The sequence below is a fragment of the Stenotrophomonas maltophilia group sp. msm1 genome (genome assembly GCF_032025805.1).
In the GTDB taxonomy this organism is placed as follows: Bacteria; Pseudomonadota; Gammaproteobacteria; order Xanthomonadales; family Xanthomonadaceae; genus Stenotrophomonas; species Stenotrophomonas hibiscicola.
The window spans coordinates 833625-857523 of sequence record NZ_JAVSKH010000001.1; the positions used below are offsets into that span (position 1 = coordinate 833625).

20 protein-coding genes are annotated in these 23899 nt (G+C 59.1%); 12 read left to right on the forward strand and 8 right to left on the reverse strand.

All coding sequences use genetic code 11. The annotated features are described in order from the left end of the window. The first annotated feature begins 70 nt into the window (after positions 1-70). The 7 genes from ROV95_RS03635 to ROV95_RS03665 all read left to right on the forward strand — a co-directional run bounded on the left by ROV95_RS03635 (position 71) and on the right by ROV95_RS03665 (position 10626). A complete protein-coding gene (locus ROV95_RS03635; RefSeq protein WP_312543093.1) occupies positions 71-2113 on the forward strand; it encodes a TonB-dependent receptor in 2043 nt (680 codons plus the stop codon). Positions 2114-2461: 348 nt separating this feature from the next. Beyond that, on the forward strand, positions 2462-3040 hold the full coding sequence (locus ROV95_RS03640; RefSeq protein ID WP_099472824.1) for a histidine phosphatase family protein: 579 nt from the start codon (positions 2462-2464) through the stop codon (positions 3038-3040). A gap of 1563 nt (positions 3041-4603) precedes the next feature. Then, positions 4604-7024 carry a DDE-type integrase/transposase/recombinase gene (locus ROV95_RS03645; RefSeq protein WP_081280415.1) on the forward strand — a complete coding sequence of 807 codons (2421 nt, stop codon included), beginning with the start codon at positions 4604-4606 and terminating at the stop codon, positions 7022-7024. After that, a complete protein-coding gene (locus ROV95_RS03650; RefSeq protein ID WP_065195971.1) occupies positions 7024-8025 on the forward strand; it encodes an AAA family ATPase in 1002 nt (333 codons plus the stop codon). Before ROV95_RS03645 ends, ROV95_RS03650 begins: the two co-directional genes overlap by 1 nt. Positions 8026-8037: 12 nt before the next feature. Continuing rightward, a complete protein-coding gene (locus ROV95_RS03655; RefSeq protein WP_155760248.1) occupies positions 8038-8265 on the forward strand; it encodes a hypothetical protein in 228 nt (75 codons plus the stop codon). 80 nt (positions 8266-8345) lie between these two features. Beyond that, a complete protein-coding gene (locus ROV95_RS03660; protein ID WP_228756461.1) occupies positions 8346-9284 on the forward strand; it encodes an AAA family ATPase in 939 nt (312 codons plus the stop codon). A gap of 112 nt (positions 9285-9396) precedes the next feature. Then, positions 9397-10626, forward strand: coding sequence for a hypothetical protein (locus tag ROV95_RS03665; protein ID WP_155760249.1), 1230 nt, complete (start codon positions 9397-9399; stop codon positions 10624-10626). Between the two features lie 674 nt (positions 10627-11300). Here the strand turns inward: ROV95_RS03665 and ROV95_RS03670 are convergent. Further along, positions 11301-11669 (reverse strand): H-NS histone family protein, encoded by a 369-nt coding sequence (locus ROV95_RS03670; RefSeq protein ID WP_081280417.1) that lies wholly within the window; start codon positions 11667-11669, stop codon positions 11301-11303. 298 nt (positions 11670-11967) lie between these two features. On the opposite strand from ROV95_RS03670, the gene ROV95_RS03675 reads away from it, so the two are divergent. From ROV95_RS03675 to ROV95_RS03685, 3 genes are all read left to right on the forward strand, one after another. Continuing rightward, on the forward strand, positions 11968-13065 hold the full coding sequence (locus ROV95_RS03675; RefSeq protein ID WP_049441715.1) for a hypothetical protein: 1098 nt from the start codon (positions 11968-11970) through the stop codon (positions 13063-13065). A 51-nt stretch (positions 13066-13116) separates the two neighbouring features. Then, positions 13117-15096: a choline BCCT transporter BetT gene (gene betT / locus ROV95_RS03680; RefSeq protein WP_065195975.1), complete on the forward strand. Its 1980-nt coding sequence runs from the start codon at positions 13117-13119 to the stop codon at positions 15094-15096. 123 nt (positions 15097-15219) lie between these two features. Further along, positions 15220-16491 carry a DUF2254 domain-containing protein gene (locus tag ROV95_RS03685; RefSeq protein WP_065195976.1) on the forward strand — a complete coding sequence of 424 codons (1272 nt, stop codon included), beginning with the start codon at positions 15220-15222 and terminating at the stop codon, positions 16489-16491. A gap of 72 nt (positions 16492-16563) precedes the next feature. Here ROV95_RS03685 and ROV95_RS03690 read toward each other — a convergent pair whose 3' ends face one another. Genes ROV95_RS03690 through ROV95_RS03710 form a run of 5 tightly spaced genes read right to left on the reverse strand, consistent with a single transcriptional unit; the run spans position 16564 to position 19584 of the window. Further along, the gene (locus ROV95_RS03690) at positions 16564-17325 is read right to left on the reverse strand and encodes a sulfite exporter TauE/SafE family protein (RefSeq protein ID WP_065195977.1); all 762 of its coding nucleotides are present in this window, start codon (positions 17323-17325) and stop codon (positions 16564-16566) included. Positions 17326-17343: 18 nt separating this feature from the next. Further along, positions 17344-17781: a TIGR01244 family sulfur transferase gene (locus ROV95_RS03695; RefSeq protein WP_005420843.1), complete on the reverse strand. Its 438-nt coding sequence runs from the start codon at positions 17779-17781 to the stop codon at positions 17344-17346. Then, complete coding sequence (locus ROV95_RS03700; RefSeq protein WP_005420840.1) at positions 17778-18209, reverse strand: DUF6691 family protein; 432 nt, start codon at positions 18207-18209, stop codon at positions 17778-17780. The genes ROV95_RS03695 and ROV95_RS03700 overlap by 4 nt, the downstream gene beginning before the upstream one ends. Beyond that, entirely contained in the window at positions 18206-18646 is a 441-nt protein-coding gene (locus tag ROV95_RS03705; protein ID WP_065195978.1) for a hypothetical protein, read from the reverse strand. Before ROV95_RS03705 ends, ROV95_RS03700 begins: the two co-directional genes overlap by 4 nt. After that, positions 18643-19584, reverse strand: coding sequence for an MBL fold metallo-hydrolase (locus tag ROV95_RS03710; protein ID WP_312543113.1), 942 nt, complete (start codon positions 19582-19584; stop codon positions 18643-18645). The genes ROV95_RS03705 and ROV95_RS03710 overlap by 4 nt, the downstream gene beginning before the upstream one ends. 171 nt (positions 19585-19755) lie before the next feature. Here ROV95_RS03710 and ROV95_RS03715 point away from each other — a divergent pair, with 171 nt between their 5' ends. Continuing rightward, positions 19756-20049 (forward strand): metalloregulator ArsR/SmtB family transcription factor, encoded by a 294-nt coding sequence (locus ROV95_RS03715; protein WP_049441866.1) that lies wholly within the window; start codon positions 19756-19758, stop codon positions 20047-20049. A 228-nt stretch (positions 20050-20277) separates the two neighbouring features. Then, the gene (locus tag ROV95_RS03720) at positions 20278-20997 is read left to right on the forward strand and encodes a GNAT family N-acetyltransferase (protein WP_155760250.1); all 720 of its coding nucleotides are present in this window, start codon (positions 20278-20280) and stop codon (positions 20995-20997) included. Positions 20998-21255: 258 nt separating this feature from the next. Here the strand turns inward: ROV95_RS03720 and ROV95_RS03725 are convergent, their stop codons facing one another. Together ROV95_RS03725 and ROV95_RS03730 are read right to left on the reverse strand one after the other, a co-directional pair. Further along, positions 21256-22293 carry an MAE_28990/MAE_18760 family HEPN-like nuclease gene (locus ROV95_RS03725; RefSeq protein ID WP_180889749.1) on the reverse strand — a complete coding sequence of 346 codons (1038 nt, stop codon included), beginning with the start codon at positions 22291-22293 and terminating at the stop codon, positions 21256-21258. Positions 22294-22308: 15 nt separating this feature from the next. Further along, positions 22309-23496, reverse strand: coding sequence for a DUF262 domain-containing protein (locus ROV95_RS03730; RefSeq protein ID WP_196768664.1), 1188 nt, complete (start codon positions 23494-23496; stop codon positions 22309-22311). Between the last annotated feature and the right edge of the window lie 403 nt (positions 23497-23899).

Sequence of the window (23899 nt, forward strand, 5' to 3'; positions counted from 1 at the left end):
TTGCTCGACGCTGCAAAAGCGGGCGCGTGAAATGTTATATGATTACATTTCACCGTAACCGCCCCTTCCCATGACTCCCACCCTTTTGGCCGCCTTGGCGGCCGCGCCGTTCGCCCCTGAAGCTTTCGCACAGTCCGCCGATGCCGCGCTCACCCTCGGCAAGGTGCAGGTGCACCAGCACGGCGAAGGCCAGCTCAGTGCGCACCAGGTACTGACTTCGGTGGACGTGCTCGGCGCGGACCAGATCGAAGACCGCAACGTCTCGCACAGCTGGGAGCTGCTGGGGCAGATGCCCGGCATCCAGCTCACCGAAACGCGGCAGGGTGCCGAATCGGGCAAGGTCAGCTTCCGCGCCTTCAACGGCGAGGGCTACCTCAACGCGATCAAGACCCTCATTGACGGCATCCCCAGCAACGTCAACAGCGGCAACCAGCGCTTCATCGACATGCTGTTCCCGCTGGACATCAGCTACATCGAAGTGGTGCGCGGTACCAACGACCCGCGCTATGGCCTGCACAACATCGGCGGCAACGTGAACTTCGGTACGCGCCAGGGTGGCAGCTACACCGATGCGCGCCTGGCCTACGGCAGCTACAACACCCGCGATGTGCAGCTGGCGGTCGGCCGTGAAGCCAATGGCTTCGCGCAGAACTATTTCGTCGGCACCCAGGCCAGCGACGGCTACCGCGACCACGACACCTCGAAGAAGTATTCGCTGGGCGGCAAGTGGTTCCATGGCTCGCTGGACGACGGCTTGCGCTTGGGCCTGACCGCGCGCGCGTACCACCACGAAGCCGACGAACCCGGCTTCATGACCGCCGAGGAGCTGCGTACGCACCGCCGTGGCAGCGACCTGCGCAACGGCAACGATGGCGATGAACGCGACATGCGCCAGATCGCCGCGCACCTGGACATGAAACTGTCCGACGCGCTCACCTTCGGCACGCGGCTGTACTACAACCGCTATGAAGACGATCGCCGCGTGACCTTCAGCGACCTGCCCAACGGCAACCTGCCGCGCCAGCGCCGCGTGTGGGACGAGCGGCAGCATGGCCTGCTCACCACGCTCACCTGGCAGGCCAGGCCCACGCTTACCGTCGAGGGTGGCCTGAACTACGAGCAGCAGGACAACGGCTACATCCGCGAGCGCTACGCCTACGCCGAACCCACCGACTTCAGCCAGCCACCGGCGCGGGTGCAGAACAATGATCGCCACAGCTTCGACAACTGGGGCGCCTACGTGCAGGCGGTCTGCCAGCCCGTCGAAGCCTGGAAGGTCGTGCCGGCCTATCGCGTCGACCGCTTCAGCGGCCGCACGCACCTGATGAACGGCATCACCGCTCGGCTGCAGGATTACGGCAGCATCGGCCAGCCCAAGCTGAGCATCATCCACAGCCTGGGCCAGACCACCCACGTCTACGCGAACTGGGGCCGCACCTTCCAGGTGCTGACCGGGTCCACCGCACCGGCCTACCTCACCCCGGGACAGGCACCGATGCAGCCGTCCACCAACACCGGCATGGAGCTGGGCCTGAAGTTCCAGCCGTTCGCGGGCGCCCAGGCACGTCTGGCGGCGTGGCAGCAGGATGCGGAAAACGAGGTATCCAACATGCCGGCCACCGGAACCACGGTCATTCTGGGCAAGACCCGCCGGCGCGGCGTGGATGCGCAGTTGAGCCTGCAACTGGGCGACGACTGGACGGTGTGGGCGTCGCACGCCTACCAGGAAGCGAAGATCACCCGCGACGACCGCGATGCCGGCGTTTCCCTGCAGGGACGCCAAGTGGCTGCCACCCCGCGCCACATCAGCAATCTGGGCGTGGATTACCGCGCCGGTGATGCGCTGCGGCTGGGCCTGCAGGCGCGTGCACAGGGCGATTACTACCTGGAAGAGCGCAACGTAGCCGGCAAGTTCGGTGGCTTCGCCGTGCTCGACCTCAGTGCTGCCTACCAGCTCACCCCGCGATTCAGCGTGGACCTGCAGCTGAAGAACGCCACCAATCGCCAGTACGCCTACGCCTGGTACGACAGCTTCTTCTGGGACAGCGCCCGCCCGATGTTTTCGCCGGCCCCGGGACGCAGTGTGTTCGTCGGCCTCAACATGAAGCTGTAACCGGCCACGCATCTGGTAGTGGTCGAGCTCGCTCGACCTGCGGCAGGGGCCGGAGCCCTTTTGATCCCATCACCAAAGTAGGTGCCCACCGGAACCCCAAAGTCTGTGCAGCCTGTTAGGGTTTGGACCATGCTTTGTCCCCCCTTGAGTGGCAAAGATTGTGTGGTGCGAGGCAAACGAGCGTAGCCCGCCGCAGCAGACAATGGTCCAGAACCATTGCGACAATGCGAGGCGGCCTAACAGCACTAGGTACTGGCTTAAGAGGGCCTATGCGTCGGAGTCAGGGTGCATCCGAGACGGGCGGCAGGCACCTGCCCAGAAGACAAACAGAACAAGGGGAGAGGGAAGATGCTAGTGGTAGTTAGGCATGCGCAAAGCATGGCTAATGCGGGATTTGCAACCGCCGATCCCGAATCCATTGCCCTTACTGCCGCAGGGGAGGAGCAGGCTCGCGCATTGGCAATGACCTGGTCGGCTGCGCCTGACCGCATCTTTACCTCACCATTCCTCCGGGCTAGGCAGACATCACAACCACTCGCCGAACGCTTCAAGATGGTCGTTGCGCCCCTGGGGGTCCACGAGTTCACTTATCTGTCGCCTGAGCGGTGCGTGGGAACCTCGGCAGCAGACCGCAAGCAGTGGGTAGAGGACTACTGGTCCCGTTGCGATCCAAACTATGTGGATGGACCTGGTGCCGAGTCATTTGCCCAGCTAGTTGCCCGCGCTGCGCGAGCGCTGCGCATTCTTAAATCCTATTCCGCGCATGAGCAGGTGGTCGTGTTTAGCCACGGCCAATTGATGCAGGCGATGCGCTGGATTTGCGGGAGCAAGGCTCCCTCCGTGGTGAACGCTGCAGCGATGGGCGCATTTCGAAAGCTGGATTTGGATCAGCCTATAGCCCATTGCCAGAGGGTATCTTTCGAATAGAAGGCGATCGCGGATACTGCCAACCTCCCGGCCCCGCTCCCCGGCCGCAGATCTTTGGCCTGGTCGGGTCACAAGACTACCCGTTACGCGCGAACAGCAAAGGCTGTTGATGAGGGGCGCACTTTTGGTATCGGTAGGAGATGATTGGGCTCACAGGCTCTGGGATGTGAACGCCACGCCTTTCAGCAGCCCGCCTCATCAAGTAGGAGGGCTCGTGGACGTCGTTCCGGATCTGATCCCAGATCACGTCGTCATTCACGTGAATTGGAAAGCTCGTGTCCGGCAGCAGGCGAAGAAGTTGCTTCGTCTGTGTGATCAACTCATGAGCGTATGGGCGCACTCTAGGATCTCTGCAGGCTCCAGATAGTGCTCGTATCATGTGGCTTGCCGCATACCACTGGCGATCAGCCAACCGCTGCAAGTGGAACAGGCGATACGCGCAGGCGAGCATGAGAAAGCCATAGATGTCACCTCGTTGATAAAGGCCATCCAGGTCATATGCCATCACCGGCAAGCGGTTCTCATCAGTGCTGGCCGTGTCGCCTGGGAATGAATAGCGGTCTCCGAGTAGTCCGGCGCTGGACGTAAATAGGCGATTCCAGCCAACAACTGTCCTCATATCCCACTCTCGATGGCTGAGGGCTGTAAAGGGCCACTTAACCACCTCCTCAAGCTGGGGATGCTGCAGGGCAAGGTGTTTGCGCCGCCTGGGTGATAGTGACCGCAATCCCTGCCGATATGCACTGAACTCATCGCTGCGCATCATTAACGGACCATCTAGGCTGTGGCGCCGAAGAACATAGCGTGCCCTCAGCTCTTCCTCACCGCCTTCCACCATAGACCATGTATTCCAGACAATCCTGGAGTGCAGCCTGTCCGATGCATCAGAGGCAGGGCGACCTAAACTGGAGCACTGCATCGCTTGGAGTGCTTGGCAAGCTTCGTGTAACTCCCCCATCGGAAACCTCCAAAAAAACTAGACGTTGGAAGGGCAATTTCTCTGGATGAAAAGGCTACGGTAGAGCGCTAGGGTTACCTGGAACTTAGCATCACTGGAGCGTACGTGAGCCTACCAAGTAAAGAGCCGGATGCATTGTCTGTGGCTTGGGTGGCGCAAACCTATGGCGGGCTGGTGCCGGCCAAAGACCTGTCGCGACTGCTCGGATTCAATAGCCCGGCGGCACTTAGGCGGGCAAGCGCCACAGGTCGTTTGCCAGTGACGCTGTTTCGTCCACAAGGTCGTCGCGGGTGGTTCGCTCACGCCGCCGATGTCAGCGCATACCTTCGATCTCAGGCACCTCAATCTCCGAGGGAGGCAGGCAGCCCATGACCTAGTCCAATCTGAACTTCCCTTGCCGGAAGTTGGAAAGAAAAAACCCGTGAGGTAGGACTCACGGGTTTTCAGGTCGGCGACTTTTCAGGTCTTGCCGATACTTTCCCCTTCCCTGACTCCCCTGTCAAGCCTGCGCAGGCCTGTCACGGGCACCTATGTCCGACTCGCCTGGTAAGGCTCGCCCAGGCATTTTGGACGGTGCTCCCGTGGGGTGCGCATGAGGAATCGGCATGTCCACAGACGCTCAATCTGATGGCCTATCGTTTGAAGACCGTCACCAGCTTTACACCCGCATAAAGGCAAGTGAGCTCAGTATCCGGCAGATCGAGAGCATGGTTGCCGGCAGCGGAACAAAGACCGTAGGCAAGGCGGCGCTAAGAAACGTTCGTGTTAGGCACAACTCAATCAGGAACGGTAGTGCGCGAACAGTTGAAAGCCACACGTGCGAGTTGATCTTTGCCTATGAACTTGAGCTTGATCCCGAGGTGCTGGGCTACTACGTACAAGTACCATGCCGCCGCGTGCAGCGCACCACGGCGTCCGGGCGCAATCACATCAGCACTGCACATGTGGATTTTCTTGTATTTCGCAGGGACCACGTAGAGCTAGTGGAGTGCAAGCCGCTATCGTGGCTGGAGAGCCAACTGGGGCTTCCGGACTCCCTTTGGGTCAAGCAGGACGCGGTATGGACCTATTCCCCCTACGCCCAATGGGCACAGCAGCATGGCCTGGTGTTCAGAGTCTGGGTACCGCCCACTCCAACCGGTGTGTACCTCCAGAACCTTGAAGCGTGCTACGCGGTAGCCGGTGATGCCCTTCAGCAACATGAAACTACCGCAGTATCCAAGGCAGCTCGGATAATCGCCAAGCGCCCCGTACTGCTGGACAGTCTCCTCGCCGAGGTGCCCGGATTCACACCGCGCCTAGCGCTTTGGATGCTGGGAAGATCGGCGGCCTTCGGTCCATGGCAGAGCACTCCCGTGGCTAGGACTGACCGCTTCCATCTGTATGGCACGAAGGAGCAGGCCAAGGAGGCGGACGGGCTACTGTTTGGAGCCATTGTCAAAGGTCAGTCGCAACCAGCTGTGGACGATCCATTGCTGCTCGCAACCGCTACCGACCTCCAGCGGGCACGCCAGCGACTCAGTAGGCTTGCGCTGATTGAGGCCGGAAGTCTGCCCGCAACACGACGGATGGGCGCTCTACAGCGACAGGTTCGAAAGGCTGTTGCCGAAGGAAGATCCGCGCTTTCGGCTTGTCTTACCAAATATGCCTTTAGCGGAAACCGAGCATCGCGCCTGCTTCCGGAACACGAGCAAGCCATAGAGACCGTCATCGCGCTGCACTGGAACACCGGGAGGGTACATAGACCGAAGGACTTGCTCTATGTGTTCGAAGAGGAGTGCCTTCGGTTAGGAGTTGAGCCTTGCGGTAGGGGCCGACTGGATGCCAGACGAAGAAGCGAGAGCCCAACGCGCCATGCCCTATCCACGGGCGGCTTTCGCGCCTACCACGCGACGCGTACACGCACCGATCCTCGCCATCGCTCGCTGCCTCCGATCGGATATGGCCACACACTGCACGTGGATGCGTCGGATCTAGATGTTCGCTGCGCGCCGAACCTGATTCACTGCTTCCCAGCAAGCAAAGCAAAGTTCTATATCGGCATAGATGGAGCAACGGGCTATCCGATGGCTCATGCATTGGTATTTGGCTCAGCGAGAACCGACGCCTTGGCATTGCTCATGCGTGAGTACGTCAAAAGACAGGGCTTCCTACCCAAGTTGATCCATCTGGATAGAGGGCCGGAGAACACCTCCCGCTGGCTACAGGACTTCTGCCATGGCGAGATCAGTCTAAGGTTCTCACCAACGGCTGGTAGTGCCTGGAATGGCATTGCCGAGAACGCCATCAAGCAGGTCAACGAACAAGTAGCACAGCGATTCCAAGGAAGCACGCGGCCCGACCAGATGGGACGTAAGGTCGACGGCAAGTTCAAGAGCCGAAACAATGCCAGAACGGACTTTGTCCGCGTACACGAAGAATTCCTGAACTTCGTCTATCACGACCTTCCGATGACGCCGGGCCCCGATGATACAACGCCGATCGAGAGAAGGGCTGACGCGCTTGCAGCCTATGGCGCTCTAGGCACACCGTGCGAATGGAATGACGGATTCCTGATCAGAACTTCGATCAAGGTGGAGATCAAGAAGCGAATCGATCGGCAGCGTGGTGTACGTACCATCGATGGCTGGTTCACCAGCGACGAGCTCTTACAAGAGCTGCGAACTGAGGATGCCAGTGAAGTTCGTAGCGACTGCTGTGACCCAAATGTGATCTACGTGAAGGTTCACGGAAATTGGTTCAAGGCCTTCCACAACAAAGTGCAAAGCGATGCGCTTTTGTCGGATCAGGAGCGATTGTTTCATCTGCTGTGGGCACCCTCGTTGCGCTCACAATCGGCAAAAAGAAAAGAGGAAGTTGCCCGTGCGCGTCATTCGCGCCGAGTGCAAGCCCAAGCGGCAAGGCCCGCAACAGAGCACCTTGCCCCGGTTCCAATGACCGGCAGCGATGAGAGGCTAGATATCGAACCAGTGCCACCTGCGATCGCACAGGACATCGTTCCGTTCGATGAACGGGAGGACTACTGATGAAGATGGTTCAGCACCCAGCCTACGAGGGCCCACGCAAGCGATTGCGAATGGCGCTCGACCGTCATAGGCCAGGACATATGGTGTTCATTATTGGGCCATCGGGCGTGGGCAAGACCACGATGAGGCGCTCGGTAATGCAGGAGATGTTTGGCAATCCAGCATGCTGGGATTGTGGGCGGATACCCCTGGTCGAGACATTCGCCACACTTCCTCACGGCGCGTACTTCAGTTCGCGTCAGCTCGCTGTCTCTATTCTCCAAGAGTTGCACGCGCCCACGTTGGCGTGGCTACTGGACGGAAGCTATCTCGGGGAGGATGCAAAACTGCGAATACGACGCGAGCTCGCCGCAGCAACATCGGAGTGGGCGTCCTTAGCGCGAACAAGACAGACAGAAGGCGAGTACTGGGGGATGGTGCAGCGAAGCCTGAGAGCGCGTAGTTGCAAGTACGTATCAATCGATCAGGTCACAGCGCTACTAGTCAACCACAGAGACAAGTCCCCCGCTGACCACACCCTCCATCTGATGGCGATAGCTGAAGCCACAGGCGTGATGTTCGTTATGACTGGGGTGCACAAAGCCACGCAGTTGTGGTCGGTCAACTCCGAGTTGCGACGCCGAGTCACAACTGTTTGGGTGCCTCCATATAGCGATAAGCGTCGGGATGACAAACTGCCGTTCCTTCGTTTGCTCAAGTCATTGGCCACTCGCTACGGGCTATCACAGGATGATCTGCTAATCCGGATGGCCAACGATATCCTTGCTGCTACCGGCGGCGTATTCGCTGAGGTGGTCGAACTACTGGGGCGGGCAGATATTGCTGCGAAGCAGGAGGGATGCAGCAGAATTCTCAAGCGACACATCGAGATCTCCTACTACGGAAGTGAGGATCTTAGGAATCTATGGCGGGACATCGACGCCTTTGAGATGAGCATGGTTGCCGGCAGTGTCACTGAGCGATCAGAACATGTGAAGGCGCGCTGGGGATCTCCAACCTAAGGGAAGGAAATGGTGACTACCGACTCAAATCAGTTCCGGTGGGGCGCCGATGCAAGGCGGCGGCGCGACGATCTCGCGCGAAAACTGCACGCCAGGAGGCGGTTCGCGGCTGCATTAATCATTGCGATTGCACTCCTCTCCCACCTGGCAGAGCTGGCGGAATCCACCAGTCACGAGGGCCAAGATATAGGCCCTTCGCAGGAAGGTGTAGAAGCGCTCGACAAAGCGGAGGATTTCTGATGGAACTTCTCCAGCACTCAGCATACAGAGGGCCGCGAGATCGACTGAGGGCAGCCCTAGACAATCACAGACCGGGGCATATGGTCTACGTCATCGGTCCGTCCGGTGTAGGGAAGACCACGATGCGTCGGAGCGTTATGCGTGAGATGTTTGGGAATCCAAACCTGTGGGAAAAGGGAAAAGTTCCTGCCATCGAGACGTTTGCGTGCTTGCCAGTTGGAGCATACTTCAGTTCGCGATATCTCGCCCGCGAGTTGTTGCAAGAGCTTAACGCGCCGACTCTGACTTGGGCGCTGGAGGGCAGATCACCTCGGTCAATTCCCCCTTCGGACATTCAAGCCGAAGTGCGCGACAGAGACCTTCAGCTTGGACGGTATCAACTCAGGCTCACCGAAGCGGAGTGTTGGTCGTCTGTAAGGCGGTCCATGATTGCGCGTGACTGCAAGTATGTCGCTATCGATCAAATATCAGCGCTTCTGGTGAATCACAAAGACAAGTCACCTGCAGACCATGCATTGCACTTGATGACGTTAGCAGAGTCCGCCGGGTCGATGCTGATAATGAGCGGAATCCACAGGGCAGTTCAACTCTGGTCGATCGGATCCGAGCTTCGCCGAAGTGTGACGTCTATATGGGTTCCGCCATATAGCGTTAGAAGAAAGGAGGACCGGGCTCCATTCTTGCGCCTCCTTATGTCGCTAAGCGAAAGGCACAATTTCTCTAAACAGGACCTATTGATTCGAATGGCGGCGGATCTACTGGTCGCGACGGGAGGTGTCTATGGAGAGGTGGCTCAACTTCTGTCGCGAGCTGCGGATGCGGCCAAGCAGGAAGGAAGCGAGCGGATCCTTAAACGTCACATAGAGGCCTCCTACTATTCAGACAACGATCTTGCCAATCTTTGGCGAGATATCGAGGAATTCGAGGATGCAATGGAGGCTGGAAGCGTCACAGCCAGAGCGAAACAGCTCAAGTCTAGTTGGGCCTCCTCTTATGGGGAGGTGTGCCGTGAAGTCTAGCATTCACCGATTTACCTGGTCGTCCTTGCCTCCACTTCAATTGAAGGGTGTGGGAACGTCGCGAGTTGAATCCTTGGAGCACTACGTTCTACGGCAAGCGTGGACAGTCGGCGTGACCATGGCCAATATGATGTCGATAGTCGGTCCAGCTATTGCTGGTGGGCGTAGAGGACAAGTCATGGGCTCGGGCAAGTATTGCGGTCCCAGCCGTGACTTCAGTCACCGTATCAGCACGCTCAAGATGCTGACCGCCCAGGACGACCTGCAGTGCGGCACATTCTGGGTTTTGGAGGACGTACTGGCAACCTACGGAGGAGGCCGAGACACAACGCGCCGCCGCTGGTGCCCAGTGTGCTACCGCGATTGGGACGATGATCTCTCATATGAGCCGCTATCGTGGATCGTCGACATTCAAGCTGAGTGTGACCTGCATAAATGCAAGCTCGAAACCACCTGTTCAAGGTGTGGCGCGGACCAGCCGAGCTCAACAGACTACCAGCGGCGCAGAAGATGCCACAAATGCAAGCAATCGCTTTCCGGTGATGGCGCCGCCGCAGCGATTACTGGCGACGAGGCATGGGGTCAGCAGCAGCTTGCATCCATAATCGAACTTTGCGCGACGCCCTCACAACCCCAGATTCCCTTCGAAAACTATGTTCGATTCGTGAAACTGCTCGTTGACGGCCATCCGATGAGGCGGGCATATCCTAACGCTCTCAAGGCGGAATTCTACCGCGCTACCAAGAACTTGACCAGGGGTCGGACGACCATTCGTGCCATTGTCAATCTCTGCGCTCTCCAGTCCATCTCAGCACGCGACATCTTGCTAAGCCCGGATGCGGCGGCTTCCGAGCCGCTGTTGGATCTTTGGTTTAGCTATGCAACGTTAAAGCTACCTGTTGGGAGGCATGCGGAGCGGCTCGAGCGATGTGCCAAATGCTTTTCAGATGTTCTGAAAGCGTCCGAGAAAGACCACTATGTGCCGCAGATGAAAGTTGTACTTAGACGCTTCAGGCTCAATAGGCAGTTGCTAAGAGAGATGCACCTTGACGTCTACGAGGAGTACAAATTGAGATACGAAGAGCAAGGTCCGTACAGTCAAAGAGTTCACTTGAACAGGGCAATGGATCTTGCGCTACAGATGGTTGAAGGAGATGCAGACCAAGCGGGATCCCACCGCAAACTTCAGCAGGCAGCCAAGCAAATCGGCCAGCGATGCAATGTGTCGCTGGATGTGGGATTCTCGGTGATGCTCGGAGCACGAAACGTGCTGAAGGCGCTAAGTGAAAACCGCTTACGAAAACAGCCGTCTGGTCGCCGGCGACCACATAGCGTCGCCTAGCCCTCGCGGCCTCTGTCAATTTTCATTCGTCTCGTGAGCCAGTCCCAACTCGGCGCGAATACGCTTCAAGACCAGATCGCGCAACGGTCTACGGAGCGAACCATCAATGGCTGCGGCATAGATGTCATCATCTCGATCTCCGATGGGCAGGCCCTCCAAGCGTAGCGAAGCCGGAGCTTCAATGATTGCTTGGCGAAGCTGACTTCTACTGGCCATTGCCGCCCCGGAGGTTTAGCTGATTCTAGCGAGAGTTCACATGACGAGGGTTTGCCATGAGGGCTCTAATCCTTCGGATCCGACGCAACTTTGACCTAACGCAGTTGCTTTCGGTGACGCTAGTAGGCTGTACCGCTCGACACCGGCGTCTCTTGGAACCTGGTGAAGTGACCGAGTTGCCTAGGATCGCAGCGGCCCGAAGCTATCCCGGCCGCATTGGCCCTGGTCCAGGTCCGCTTCTGGCCAGAAGCGGATACTGCAATCATTGCTGCCTGAGCGCACTCTCCAAAGGCAAGGGGAGCGCCTGCTGTTCGCCCGCTGTCACATCAACTGCGACTAGCTGAAATCTTTGATCGCCTACCTGGCAGGGCATTCCGCGCACCAGCATCCTGTTCGATCTGATGACTAATGATTCTCAGGACTTGCTGCGGTACCGGTGTACGGCTGCCTCGCTATCACTACTTGATCAGGAAGTCATTCAGTGATTTTCCGCTTGCTACCAGCTCGGCTATCCATCGCGGTTGCCGCCCTCGACCGGACCACGTCTGGCCGCGCACTGCAGGATTGCGGTACTTGGGGGCGGTGTTGGGCACTTTCGATTTGGCAGACCTCCGATCACCTCGCTTCTTGGCGGTTTCGGAGGGCACGATCACTGAAGCGCCGTAGAGTTCCTCTATCGTGTATCCATGATCCTTGACGTACTTGTTGATCTTGGCGCGCATCGCTGTGGCCTTAGGGCGTGACAGCACTTTGGACTGCTGCTTCTCCGCCTGAGCAATCAGTGAGCGAAGTTCCTTGGCAGAAAGGCCGCTGATATCAATAGTCATGAATTCTTCCCCGGTGTCGAGGCCCTAGCCTATTCTCAAATGACATTGCGTGTCACTCCACATCCACTATGAGTCGCTCAATCACAGGATCGACTACTAAAAAGTGGATCGTGTTAGCTACTCTCTCACTGCACATGATTTTCACGTGGCATATGGAACTGAGGACTAAAGACGCGCCGTGAGTGATTGCTGTGGCGTCGCCAAGAGTTCTTTGAGATCGCCAGTTTGAGGCATTGGATGAATCGACGTTAGACTCAAGTGCTTTCCGTAGCAGATCAGGGAGGCAAGGCGCATAACCGTGAGATCAATTCCCTTCATTGTCGCTGCCGCGTTGGCGGGAACTTCGCTGGCTGCAGATGCTTCTGAGGATAACCTCCATAGAGATCCTTACTTTGATCCAGGAGGCGCCGTCAGGTTCAACTATGGCTGGCTCGACTACGGGCCGACCAGCCGCCTGCAGCTTGAACTGCTGCGCGCAGACCTTGACGCTGGATCCGGACCGTTTTCCTTCTCTGCCCAGTACCGCTGGTACGATGGTTTCGACGCCGTGCATCACGCGTACGCGGGCTGGCAGTTCTCCGATGTTACCCAGCTGAAGGCAGGTATCCAGCAAGTCCCGTTCGGGCTGCTCCCTACCGTTTCGCAGAGTTTCTGGTTCGGCTCCGGCTACTACCTGGGCGTCGAGGATGATTACGATCCGGGCCTTGTAGTGATTCACCGCAGCGGCAGCACAACCTGGCATCTTGGCTGGTTCTCCGGAGACGAATACGGGTCCGGGGCTCGCTACGATCGCTACTCCTTTGATGTCGCGCAGACCGAGGCGTTGCCGTATCGCGAGCGGCAACGACTGCATGCACGCGTGGAGAGCGCGCGCGACTGGGGCGGCGGCGAACTGTTGCTGGGCGCATCAGCGTTTGCTGGCAAGGTGCAGAACACTCAGACACGGCGTCACTACGGTCATCAGGGCGCTGCCCTCCATGCACAGTGGCAGCGCGATGGTTGGACCGCGCAGTTGCAGTGGGCGCGGTACCGGTATGACGTGCCCGGAGATCGCATCGCAATGTCGGCGTTCCAATCCCCCTTCCAGGTTGCAGCGCAGGCGGATGTGCCAAGCGCCAACATCGCCTATTCGTTCGGCCAGAAGGGCTGGCTGGATGACATCACCTGCTATAACAACCTCAGCATGACCCGCCCGGTCGGGCACCGCGCGGGCCTTCGTGATTCGTGGCAGAACGTGACCGGTTGCAGCCTGCAGAAAGGCATCATGCTCACCTATGTCGACTGGATCGCTGGCCGCAACATGTGGTTTGCTGGTGGTGATGGTATCGGCATCGACGAAGGAGGCCCTTCCAGCTGGCATTCGCGGCTGAACCTCAATATCGGCTTCTACTTCTGATCGGCCTCGCGCAAGCCGCAGGTTCTTCCACCCAATAACACGGAGGTATCCATGCAGAGCACGGCTCCGCAACATCCCCCCGTTCGCCAGCGGATCCTTCCGCAGGTGTTCATTCCCACGGCAGCCATCGTCATCGCGCTGCTCGCGCTTGCCGCCTTCGCGCCCGAAATGGCCACGCGGTGGTTCACCGCGGCCAAGTCATGGGCTGCCAATGATGCAGGCTGGTTCACCATCCTTGCAGTGGCCGGCTTCCTGGTCTTCGTCGTCGGCGTCGCCATCAGCAGTTACGGCCGCATCAAGCTCGGCCCTGACCACAGTACGCCGGACTACAGCTACGGCTCCTGGTTCGCCATGTTGTTCGCTGCCGGCATGGGCATCGGTCTGATGTTCTTCGGCGTTGCCGAGCCCATCATGCACTACGCCACCCCGCCGGTCGGTTCACCCGAGTCAGCCGCCGCTGCCCGCCAAGCCATGCGCATCACCTTCTTCCACTGGGGCATCCACGCATGGGCGATCTACGCGGTGGTGGCGCTGTCGCTGGCGTACTTTGCCTACCGGCACAATCTCCCGCTGCGTGTCCGTTCCGCGCTGTATCCGCTCATCGGCGACCGTATTCACGGCCCGTTGGGACATGCCGTAGACACGTTTGCCGCGCTGGGTACCATCTTCGGCCTGGCCACCTCGCTGGGACTGGGCGTCATGCAGATCAACGCCGGTCTGAACTACCTGTTCGGCCTGGAGGTCAGTACGCTCGCCCAAGTTGGCTTGATCACCGTCATCACACTGGTGGCCACCGGCTCCGTCGTGGCTGGCCTGGACAGCGGCGTACGCAGGCTGTCCGAGCTCAACATGATCCTGGCGGCGGCTCTGCTGGCCTTCGTGCTGGTCTGTGGACCCACCGTGCACCTGATGCAGGCACTGGTGCAGAACACCGGCATGTACGTTTCCCAGTTGTTCTCGATGACCTTCAACCTTTATGCCTACGAACCCACTGGTTGGCTGGGTGGCTGGACGCTGTTCTACTGGGGCTGGTGGATTGCCTGGTCGCCCTTCGTTGGCATGTTCATCGCGCGCATCTCACGTGGACGCACCGTCCGTGAGTTCGTGGTGGGGGTGTTGCTTGTGCCGCTTGGCTTCACATTCCTGTGGATGACCATCTACGGTAACACCGCGTTGCACATGGTGCGGGCGGAGGGCATCCAGCAGTTGGTGCAGGCGGTCTCAACCGACAGTTCTATGGCGCTCTTCGAGTTCCTGGAGCACCTGCCGCTGACCATGCTGACCTCTTCGCTGGCGGTCATCCTGGTTGCGCTGTTCTTCGTAACCTCAGCGGACTCCGGTGCCCTGGTAATCGACATGCTCACCTCGAAGGGTGAGGAGGAATCGCCGGTCTGGCAGCGGATCTTCTGGGCGCTGCTGGTCGGCGGCCTGGCGATTGCATTGCTGGTGGCTGGCGGGCTGGAATCGTTGCAGGCGGCCACCATTGCCAGCGCGTTGCCATTTACGATCGTCATGATCCTGATGTGCTGGGGACTGCTGAAGGCCATGCATCTGGATGCCACCAAGCGCTCAATCCTGCGCGAGGCACGTATCCTGCCAGGCACCAGCGAGGATTGGCGGGCGCGCTTGCGCCTGCTGGCGCACAACCCGTTGAAGATCGAGGTGACAGGCTTCATCGAGCAGCGCGTCATTCCTGCATTGGAAGAGGTTGCGGCGGAGCTGCGCAAGCAGGATCTGCCGGTGCAGGTCTCCAAAGGGGAGGACGGTCGTGCGTGGCTGCAGGTTGGCCATGGCGAGGAGATGGACTTCTTCTACTCGGTACGGCCCCAGCCCTATGAGGCGCCGACGTTCGCCCTGCAGGATCCCCGTCGGCCGGTCAGCGAGGGCACCCGTCATTACCGTGCGGAGGTCTATCTGCGGGAGGGCGGGCAGGACTACGACGTCATGGGGTGGACCAAGGTTCAGCTCATCCACGATGTGCTCGATCAATACGAACGCCACCGTCAGTTCCTGGACAAGGTGCGCTCGTAGAATCCGTACACAGATGCCGCCCGGAGGGGCGGCATCTGCCTTGGGCCGGGCATGACCCTGCCTTTGACGTGGCCTCGGCACCCGACCGTGCTATTGATGGTCGAACTGCCCAGGAAGTAGCCCATGCTCACCCGACTGAGGCTCGCAGCCAGCAAAGTTACCAAGCGGATGTGGTTCCGTTCGACCCTGTATGGCGCCCTGGGCATCATCACGGCGTTGGCCGGCGCGTTCCTGAAGTTCCTCATTCCCGTTGGCCTTGCCGCACGGATCGGCGCAGATTCCGTCGGCAACATCCTTGGCATACTTGCCGCGTCAATGCTGACGGTCACCACCTTCTCGCTGTCCACCATGGTCTCGGCATACGGCTCCGCATCCAGCAGCGCCACCCCGCGCGCGGCCCGCCTGCTGATCGAAGACGCCCGGGCCCAAGGTGCGCTGGCCACCTTCATTGGTGCCTTCCTGTTCTCGATCGTCGGCCTCATCGCGCTCAGCACCGGCATCTACGGAGACAGCGGCCGGCTTGTGCTGTTCGGGGCAACCATCGCGGTCATCATCGTCATCACAGTGACGTTGCTCCGGGCTATCGAGCAGTTCTCACGCTTTGGCCGCGTTGGCGAAACCATCGATCTGGTGGAGCGGGCGACCAAAGCAGCAATGAAGCGCCGCGCCGAGGAGCCTCGGCTCGGCGGAGCCAGTGCGGTTCCGGTAGGGGAGGGGGCGGTACTGCTGGTTGGCGATCAGGTTGCCTATGTTGAACATGTGGACGTCGCCCGGATTGACGGCATTGCACAAGAACATGATCTGCGAGTTCATCTGCTCTGCCAGCCGGGTACGTTCGCGACCCCAGCCCGTCCCTTGATAGCCATCGAAGGGAATCCACTTCCGGAAGTGCAGAGTGAAGTGATCTCAGCCATCTCCTTCAGTGACGCGCGCTCCATCGAGAATGACCCACGGTTCGGGCTGGTCGTGCTTGCGGAAATTGCCCAGCGAGCCATGTCACCTGCGGTGAACGACCCTGGCACCTGCATCGACGTCATCGGGACCTGTGTCAGGCTGCTCTGTGCATGGGCCAGCCACACCGGGGACGCTGCGACGTGTGAAGTGCTCTATCCGCGTGTGCACGTGCAGTGCCTCGATGTCCGCGACATGTTCGAGGATGCATTCACACCAATCTCCAGGGATGCCGCCGGCTCGCTGGAGGTCAACATCCGGCTGCAGAAGGCCTTCGTAGCGTTGGCAGGGTCCTCGAATGAAGCGACAAGAGTCGCATCACAGGCGCATGCCCGCATTGCGTTGGAGCGCGGCCTATTGGCCATGGATTTCGAAGCTGATCGCACGGCGCTTCGAGCCGTCGTATCTTATTTGACTCTGGAAGATGTGGACCAACGTTCGTAGTATCTTCCTATCAATGCCTTTGAAGCGCTGCGCTGGCTATCAGTGCTCGGCTGTGGTCTGGAACACATACGGTCAGCTCACCTTCCACAGCATGTATGCGGCAGTAATGAAGATCAGTACTGCAAATACCGTGTTCAGAGCTCCACGATAGCTGGCAAGCTTGGTCGAAGTTGCTGCTCCTGCAGTACCGCCAGCCATTCCGGCGACGACGAACACGGCCGCGAGCTTCCAGTTGATCAGACCCGCATGTGCGTAGTTCAGTGCGGTGGTCATGCCAAATGCGGCGACGGCGACGAGCGAGCTTCCGACTGCGGCGATCATCGGCATGCCCGTCGCAGCCACCAGTGCGGGCACGATCAGGAAACCTCCGCCAATGCCAAAGAAGCCGGAAAGCCCGCCGGCGGTGGCGCCCAGCCCAATCAGTGCGGGCGCGTTGCGTCTGCCGAGCCGAGCGTCCGCGAATCCAAGCGTGTTGCGCCTGCGAAGCATGGCGATGCCGACAATGACCATGACCACAGCAAACAGAGCCAGCAGTCTCTTGCCGTCGAACGCCTTGCCCAAGCTGGAACCCAGGTAGGCGCCCGCGATCCCCGCCAAGGCGAAGACCGAGGCACAGGGCCAGCGAACATTCCCTTTACGGGCATGCATCACCAGATTCGACACCGCATTGACCGCCACTGCCAGGGCGCTGGTGCCGATAGCCACATGCGGATCTTCCACCCCGACCACGTAGAGCATCAGTGGTACCGCAAGGATGGATCCGCCCCCACCAACCACGCCAAGGACGAAGCCGACCAGGACGCCAGACAGGCCGCCCAGCACCCACTGCAGCATAGATAGCGTTTCCATATGTCAGTCGGCGGACGCCGGACCTTGCTGCAGCCGTGTTGCGATGGAGGAAAGGTCGTAGCCTGCGTCCGAAGCAACAGACAGGACGTCAGCAAATGCCGCTCCATTGTGAACGACTTCCGACAGCGCCCACAGCATCGCAGCACGGGTGCCGGTTCTGCAGTACGCGACAACAGGGCGTGGCAGCGCGTCGATCAACTTGGCAAAGGTATGCACCTGATCATCGGTAATCACACCAGGCACTACCGGAAGATAGGCAAACTGCATGCCCGCCTGGTCGCAGGCAGCCTGCAGCGCATGGTGACTGGGCTGCTCCGGCTGTTCGTCGTCGGGCCGGTTGCAGATCACGCTCGCAAAGGCCTGCTCCTTCAGGGCTTCAATGTCCTTTGGCAGGAGCTGACCGGACACCTTGAGGCTGGCAGAGAGTGGCTTGAGGTTCATGGTTGTCCCGTAGTTGCGGTGGGGCGATGAATGAGGCCATGCAGGAGCACGCCAGCGATCATTGCCGTGGCAAAGATGATCGCGAAGGGCTGGCCGGTTCCCAGCAACGCGATGGCCGGGCCGGGACACACTCCGGCCAGTCCCCAACCCAGGCCGAATATCGCCGCACCGATGACCAGGCGCCGATCGATGATGCGAAGGGTGGGAATGTGCAGCGATGCGGCAAGCAGTGGTGTTCCTCGGGCGCGTATCCACAGGTAGGCTGCGCCGGAAGGAATCAGTGCGCCCAGCATGACCAGCGCCAGGGAGGGGTCCCAGGCGTCGCTCACATCCAGGAAAGCAAGCACGCGGGCTGGGTTGGCCATATCGGATACGACCAGGCCCAATCCGAAGAGTGCGCCGCACAGGAACGCGGCAAGACGGATCATGCCGGGCCTCCGGTCGCAATCTGTACCAGGGTTGCCGTGGCCATGCCCACGAGCATGAACACGCAGGTCGCCACCACCGAACGCGGCGATGCCCGGCCCAGGCCGCAGACACCGTGCCCACTGGTACAGCCAGCGCCAAGGCGAGTTCCGTAACCCACCAGCAGTCCGGCAATCACCAATACCACTGCTCCGTTTGCGGAGAGCGCCGGCAATAGTATGGGCCTGGCCGCCAATGCCAAGCCTGACGCCAGGGCAAGTCCTGCCATGAACAGGGCTGCACTCCCGCGTCCGCCGTCACCCGGCATGCCCAGTGTCTTGGCAAGCAGACCCGAGATGCCGGCAACGCGGCCGAGAAGGACCAGATAGGCACCGGCCGCTGTTCCGATCATGGCACCGCCAGCGAGCGGCCAATACCAGGCCAAATGAGAGAGCGTCATAGCAGGTCCACCGGCAGCTTGAGGTAGTGCACGCCGTTGTCCTCGGGTTCGGGCAGATGGCCGGCGCACATGTTGACCTGCACTGACGGCAGGATCAGCCGTGGCATCGGAAGCGTGGCATCACGAGCCTCCCGCAGTTCCACAAACATGGCTTCGCTCACGCCCTCGTGCACATGCATGTTTGTTGTCCTTTCGGCACCGATGGTTGTTTCCCATGCGAAATGGTCCCGGCCGGTGGCTTTGTAGTCATGGCACAGGAATACGCGGGTGGCGTCGGGTAGGGACAGCAGGCGCTGGATCGAGCGATACAACTGGCGAGCCGAACCACCTGGAAAGTCGCATCGGGCGGTGCCGTAGTCCGGCATGAACAGCGTATCTCCAGGAAACACGGCGTCGCCGATCACGTACGCCAGACAAGCGGGAGTGTGGCCTGGCACGTGCAGCGACATAGCCTGCAGATTACCGATTCGGAAGGAGGCACCGTCGGCGAACAGGCGATCGTACTGGCTGCCATCCCGCTTGAATGCAGTACCGGCATTGAAGACCTTGCCGAAGGTTTCTTGGACTGCGGTGATGTGTTCGCCAATAGCCAGCGCGCCTCCCACCTGCTCCTGCAGCCATGGAGCCGCGGACAGGTGGTCGGCATGCGCGTGGGTTTCCAGCAACCATTGCACCTGCAGGCGCTCGGCACGCACGTAGTCCACCAACGCCGATGCGGAGGAAGTGGACGTGCGGCCTGAGGCCATGTCGAAGTCCAGGACGCTGTCGATGACGGCGCACGCTGAAGAAGTTGGATCGCGTACGACGTGGCTGGCAGTGAACGTAGCAGGATCAAAGAACGTCTTCACGGAAGGCGAGGGAAGCAGGCCGGCACGCGCATCGCTGACTAGGCGCACAGCCTGCTCCAGGGGGGCGTCTATCTCTACGGATGGGATCATGACTGGCTCCAGGAGGCTTCGTGGCCTAAGAATTACATAGTTACGTAATGTGTGCAACTATTGAAACATGCTAGATTGAACGGGTTACCCATGGTGTTCGCATCACCTCAGCCGCCCAAGTTGCCATTGCCTGTGACCAGCCCCCCATTCAGCCCGTCTGACCTAGCCACGATGAAGGAGCGCGTGCCCGAAGTGGCCGAGTTGCTGCGCTTCATGGCCACCCCCTCGCGCCTGTTGCTGCTATGCCAGCTCGCGCAAGGTGAAATGACGGTGGGCGGACTTGAGGACGCAACTGGCATTCGACAGCCGGCGCTCTCCCAGCAACTGGCCGAACTCCGCCAACGAAAGCTTGTAGCGACCCGGCGGGAATCGCGGTCGATCATCTACCGCATGGCAGACCCGCGCGTTGCAGCACTGCTGGGCGCGATGCATGGGATTTTCTGTGCGGACGACGCATCAACTTGAAGTGGCCTTAGGCGTCCTAGAAGGGACGAGCTAGACTCACTGACCTAGGGGAATTTAGGCCATTGGCTTAGTCTGCCCCAAAACCAATTGACCGCAGCAGGCTCGAGGTCTGCTGCGGCCTAGGGATGTTTATCAGTGATGGGGTGGATGTCTGCTTATGGCCGGAAGCAGATAGCTGAGAGCCCCGCCTCTAGAATCGGCGTTGCCAGGCTAGGTTTGGGGGTAACAATGCAGCAGTGGAATTCCGCAGTCGACTCCTACTGGGATGGACTCTTCGACTCCGGTATCTGTGTGCCGACTGCAGATGAGTTCAGCCTGGTGATCAACCCGCACCTTGGCACTGCGCGGCGAGCAATGGTCATGGTGGCTAACAATGGGTGCACGCGTTCCGCAGTGTCTCCATGCGTGGCCTCTGCGCTGGGAATCGCGTCGGACGGTATTCCGGTCTCAGTATCATGGCTGCGCCAGGCACTTCACGCCGCAGGCGTTGAGATGCATGCGCCCGATGTCATCTATTACGTGGCAGCCGACGGAGTCTCCGCAACGCGGAGCACCACCTTGGTAGAGGTACGCCCGTTGGCGCCTGACGATGCAGCACTGTTCGATGGATTCATGGCACAGATATCACCAGCCGACCAGGACGATGCGTCCGTGGAGCTGGGGCACTGGGCGGCCTTTGGCGCGTTCGTGGAGTCGGAGCTGTTGGCTGTCTCCAGTCTCTACCCATGGGGTGGCGCGGCCATTGCCGATATGGGAGTGCTGACCATGCCACGAGCGCGCGTTAAGGGCATCGCCAGGTCTTTGATACTCGCGATGATTGAATACGCCGGCAAGCACGGGTATGAAGCTCAGTATCGCTGTCAGTTAGACAATGTGGCGTCGAATGGGCTTGCAGAATCTCTCGAGTTGGCGCCGTACGGAAAGTGGGAGGTCGCTTGCCTGCCTTAGAATCGCAGGGGTCTTGAAAGGAGGTCAAGGTAGCGATGTACGGCGAGGTCTGCGCTGCGGCATATGTCTGCTTCTGGCCGGAAGCGGACGTTCAGTGCCTATCGGGCAAGGAAGGTCATCGGCTTGCGGAATGGCGGCCCGGCAAAGATGGCGGAAGAGGAGAGTGGCTCGCACCTTTAACGGCATAACCCTTGAGAGAAGTCCACTCGGCGGTCCTATGAGGTGCCTACCTAAGTTTGGGGCAGCGCCTGAAAGCACCTATGAGTGAATTAACAGCGAAGCACCCTCCGGCAACTCCCTGCTTAGTCTCATGCCGAACTCAGTCCCCGCTTCAGCCTCGATTTCGGCTACGACGTCTTTTCCAATTCTGAGTTCCTCGATCGTGACCTCGTAAATCAGCCCCTTGCCCGCGAAGAATGAAAGGCCGGGTTCCAACCTAATTCTTCCAGAAGCACGCGAACCAAAAATTCTGCCTTTGTACTTCTTCACTGCTACGGCCACCTCTCTGGTCGCCCCGGTTGACCGCCCCGCATCGATTATTTGAGTACGGAGCAATGTGGCTAGGCATGTGCAAAGTGTCTCGACAAAGTCCGCGTAAGCAACGAGTTGATTCGATCCACTGATGTTCGATGCCCCTCCATGCGAGGCTTCATTACGCTCTCTGACAATCTTGTTCAGGTAGCTCGCAGGGGTATCTCCACCTCCCGAGATGCGGTCAAACAATGACCTAGCATCCGGCACGGCACATGCTCGGGTAAAAGCGTTTTCGATGCCCAATTTGGAAAATATCCTGTTCACGACATCCGCGCGATAGTTGTCGGAGTCGGTCAGAAACGCGTCTGTTAGGAGCTTATAAGTGTTCCCGCGGAGACCATCAACCAATCCATCCGCAATTGCCTCCTCAGGCAACGCGGAGAAAAGAGTGTTCACGGGTGACCACTTCGAGAGGATGTATCCGACGCCGACCCGATGGTTGATGCGAACGGCCTCAGCCAACCCAGCATAGGTGGGGTGGAGTCTGGATATCTCACCCACGTACTCTTCGACAAGATCGCAGATTGCCTGTTCCCATAGGGCATAAGTGCGGGTCACTGCTGCTGAGGAGTCAAGGATCTGCCAAGCCAGTTTGTCCGGTGCCCCATTCCTAAGAATATCGATCGCCGTCGGATCTAGCTCAAGCGTGGCAATACTCGGCGTTGCGGCATTCAAGGTCTGCCTAAGGCTCTCTTGCCATACGACGGCTGCCTTTAAGTCAGCCAGTTGCCGAGACAGCACTGCTGGTTGCGTGGTGAACATGAGATCAACCGTCGCTTAAGCCAAAACCGCGGTTAACATATCCTTGAAAGCGCCCATCCTCTCCTGGATTGCCTTCGCGGTGTTTCCTTGACCAGTGAAGGTGCCGGGACGGGCAGTGGCAACCAATTGGTGTGTCGCTTCAACGACCTGCTTTGATCGATGCAGCAACTTCTCCCGGTTGTCGAGATTCTCGCTCAGTCCGACCATTACAGCGTCGGCGAAGGCGACCTGGGGTTGTCGGGCAATTCGGCCTTGCTTCTGGACCCACGGTTTGAACAACTCTGCGCCGTAAACTTCAGTCGCGAGCTCAATGGTTTGACTAAAGATCGCACGCAGCTCATCTATGTCAGCCGAACTGAATTTCCGGCTTCTAACCATGTACCTATCAAGGAACTGCTGAAGCCCGCCACGATACTGAGTGCGGTGACGGAGAGAGAAGAATCGAAGCACGAATTCAACGTCTCTCATCTTGCTGAAATGAGGATTGTTGAGCAAAGAATCTGGTGGATTATCTTCCTCTTCTTGACTGAAATTCGGAAGGCCCCATGCGGCTCTCATGCTGGGATGGCGCGACAACTCCAGAAGGAGCTCCTCGAACTCATTATGATAAATACAGTGGCGAATCTCTTGGTTCTCGAGATGCACGCCGCCAGTATTGAGTCGCTCAAAAACCTGCTGCCGCAGAAGCATCTCATGCTCTCCGGTGGTGGCAGATTCCTTAAGCAAAACGATGTAGGAAATTGATCGGCGGTCCAATCCCTTGCGGATCTCGCTCGGCAGTGTGTTGTACTGCCTACCGTTAAGCTCGGGCCACTGCTCCAAGCCGCGGAGCTTGAAATTGTTCTCGTAGAACTCGCGTATTGTAGAAATGCGTTGTTGCCCATCCATTACTTCATATCGCGCGAAATCTGACTCGAACAAGAAACATGGAGGAACAGGAACGTTCATGATGAAAGACTCAATCAACTTAGACTTTCGCTTGACATCCCACCGCTTGCGGCGCTGGTAGAATGGCTGCAATCGCATCCAGTCAGGGCGCTTGAGTGCAGCAACGAAATTCGGTAGTTGCTCGCGATTTGACTCCGTGACAATTCGAAGTTCTCGAGCGGAGTATTTGCTGTTGATTTCTTCGTCTGTCGGCTTGCGGGTACGCACGGCTGGTTCGTCCAGCCACATGGTCTGCTCGCTCGGGGAAAATGGCACGTTATGTCTCCTTCCGCGGCGAGTACCCCAGGCCGCACAGACTGCACTATAGCAAAAATCGATGAAAGCCCAGGCGGCCTCGGCGACGTAGGGCATTGGCATCAGTCTGGCATGCTCTGGGTGGTACGCCAGTAGTCGCTTTTCACTTCGCTGGCTTCTGCGGATTTCGATACTTCCCTATCACCTTTCTTGCTGGAACCGCAGCGTGGCAATTGGCAGTATGCGACCGGCGTCTTGTCGCCTACTCCGGGGCTGTAGTTCTTTCACGGGTCCTCTGGATCCGAGGTCAGTTCGTGAGCTATAGGGGAAGGATGGGTCACTGCCGCAAGTGAGGTCCGATAATGGCCGGAAACGGACACTCTCTGAAGGAACTGCCTGTCTACTTCTTCCGGAACAGTTCACA

Coding starts and splice junctions, on each gene's coding strand:
- ROV95_RS03635 (WP_312543093.1), top strand. CDS start 71: ATGACTCCCACCCTTTTGGCCGCCTTGGCGGCCGCGCCGTTCGCCCCT.
- ROV95_RS03640 (WP_099472824.1), top strand. CDS start 2,462: ATGCTAGTGGTAGTTAGGCATGCGCAAAGCATGGCTAATGCGGGATTT.
- ROV95_RS03645 (WP_081280415.1), top strand. CDS start 4,604: ATGTCCACAGACGCTCAATCTGATGGCCTATCGTTTGAAGACCGTCAC.
- ROV95_RS03650 (WP_065195971.1), top strand. CDS start 7,024: ATGAAGATGGTTCAGCACCCAGCCTACGAGGGCCCACGCAAGCGATTG.
- ROV95_RS03660 (WP_228756461.1), top strand. CDS start 8,346: ATGGTCTACGTCATCGGTCCGTCCGGTGTAGGGAAGACCACGATGCGT.
- ROV95_RS03670 (WP_081280417.1), bottom strand. CDS start 11,669: ATGACTATTGATATCAGCGGCCTTTCTGCCAAGGAACTTCGCTCACTG.
- betT (WP_065195975.1), top strand. CDS start 13,117: ATGCAGAGCACGGCTCCGCAACATCCCCCCGTTCGCCAGCGGATCCTT.
- ROV95_RS03685 (WP_065195976.1), top strand. CDS start 15,220: ATGCTCACCCGACTGAGGCTCGCAGCCAGCAAAGTTACCAAGCGGATG.
- ROV95_RS03690 (WP_065195977.1), bottom strand. CDS start 17,325: ATGCTGCAGTGGGTGCTGGGCGGCCTGTCTGGCGTCCTGGTCGGCTTC.
- ROV95_RS03695 (WP_005420843.1), bottom strand. CDS start 17,781: ATGAACCTCAAGCCACTCTCTGCCAGCCTCAAGGTGTCCGGTCAGCTC.
- ROV95_RS03700 (WP_005420840.1), bottom strand. CDS start 18,209: ATGATCCGTCTTGCCGCGTTCCTGTGCGGCGCACTCTTCGGATTGGGC.
- ROV95_RS03705 (WP_065195978.1), bottom strand. CDS start 18,646: ATGACGCTCTCTCATTTGGCCTGGTATTGGCCGCTCGCTGGCGGTGCC.
- ROV95_RS03710 (WP_312543113.1), bottom strand. CDS start 19,584: ATGATCCCATCCGTAGAGATAGACGCCCCCCTGGAGCAGGCTGTGCGC.
- ROV95_RS03715 (WP_049441866.1), top strand. CDS start 19,756: ATGAAGGAGCGCGTGCCCGAAGTGGCCGAGTTGCTGCGCTTCATGGCC.
- ROV95_RS03720 (WP_155760250.1), top strand. CDS start 20,278: ATGCAGCAGTGGAATTCCGCAGTCGACTCCTACTGGGATGGACTCTTC.
- ROV95_RS03725 (WP_180889749.1), bottom strand. CDS start 22,293: ATGTTCACCACGCAACCAGCAGTGCTGTCTCGGCAACTGGCTGACTTA.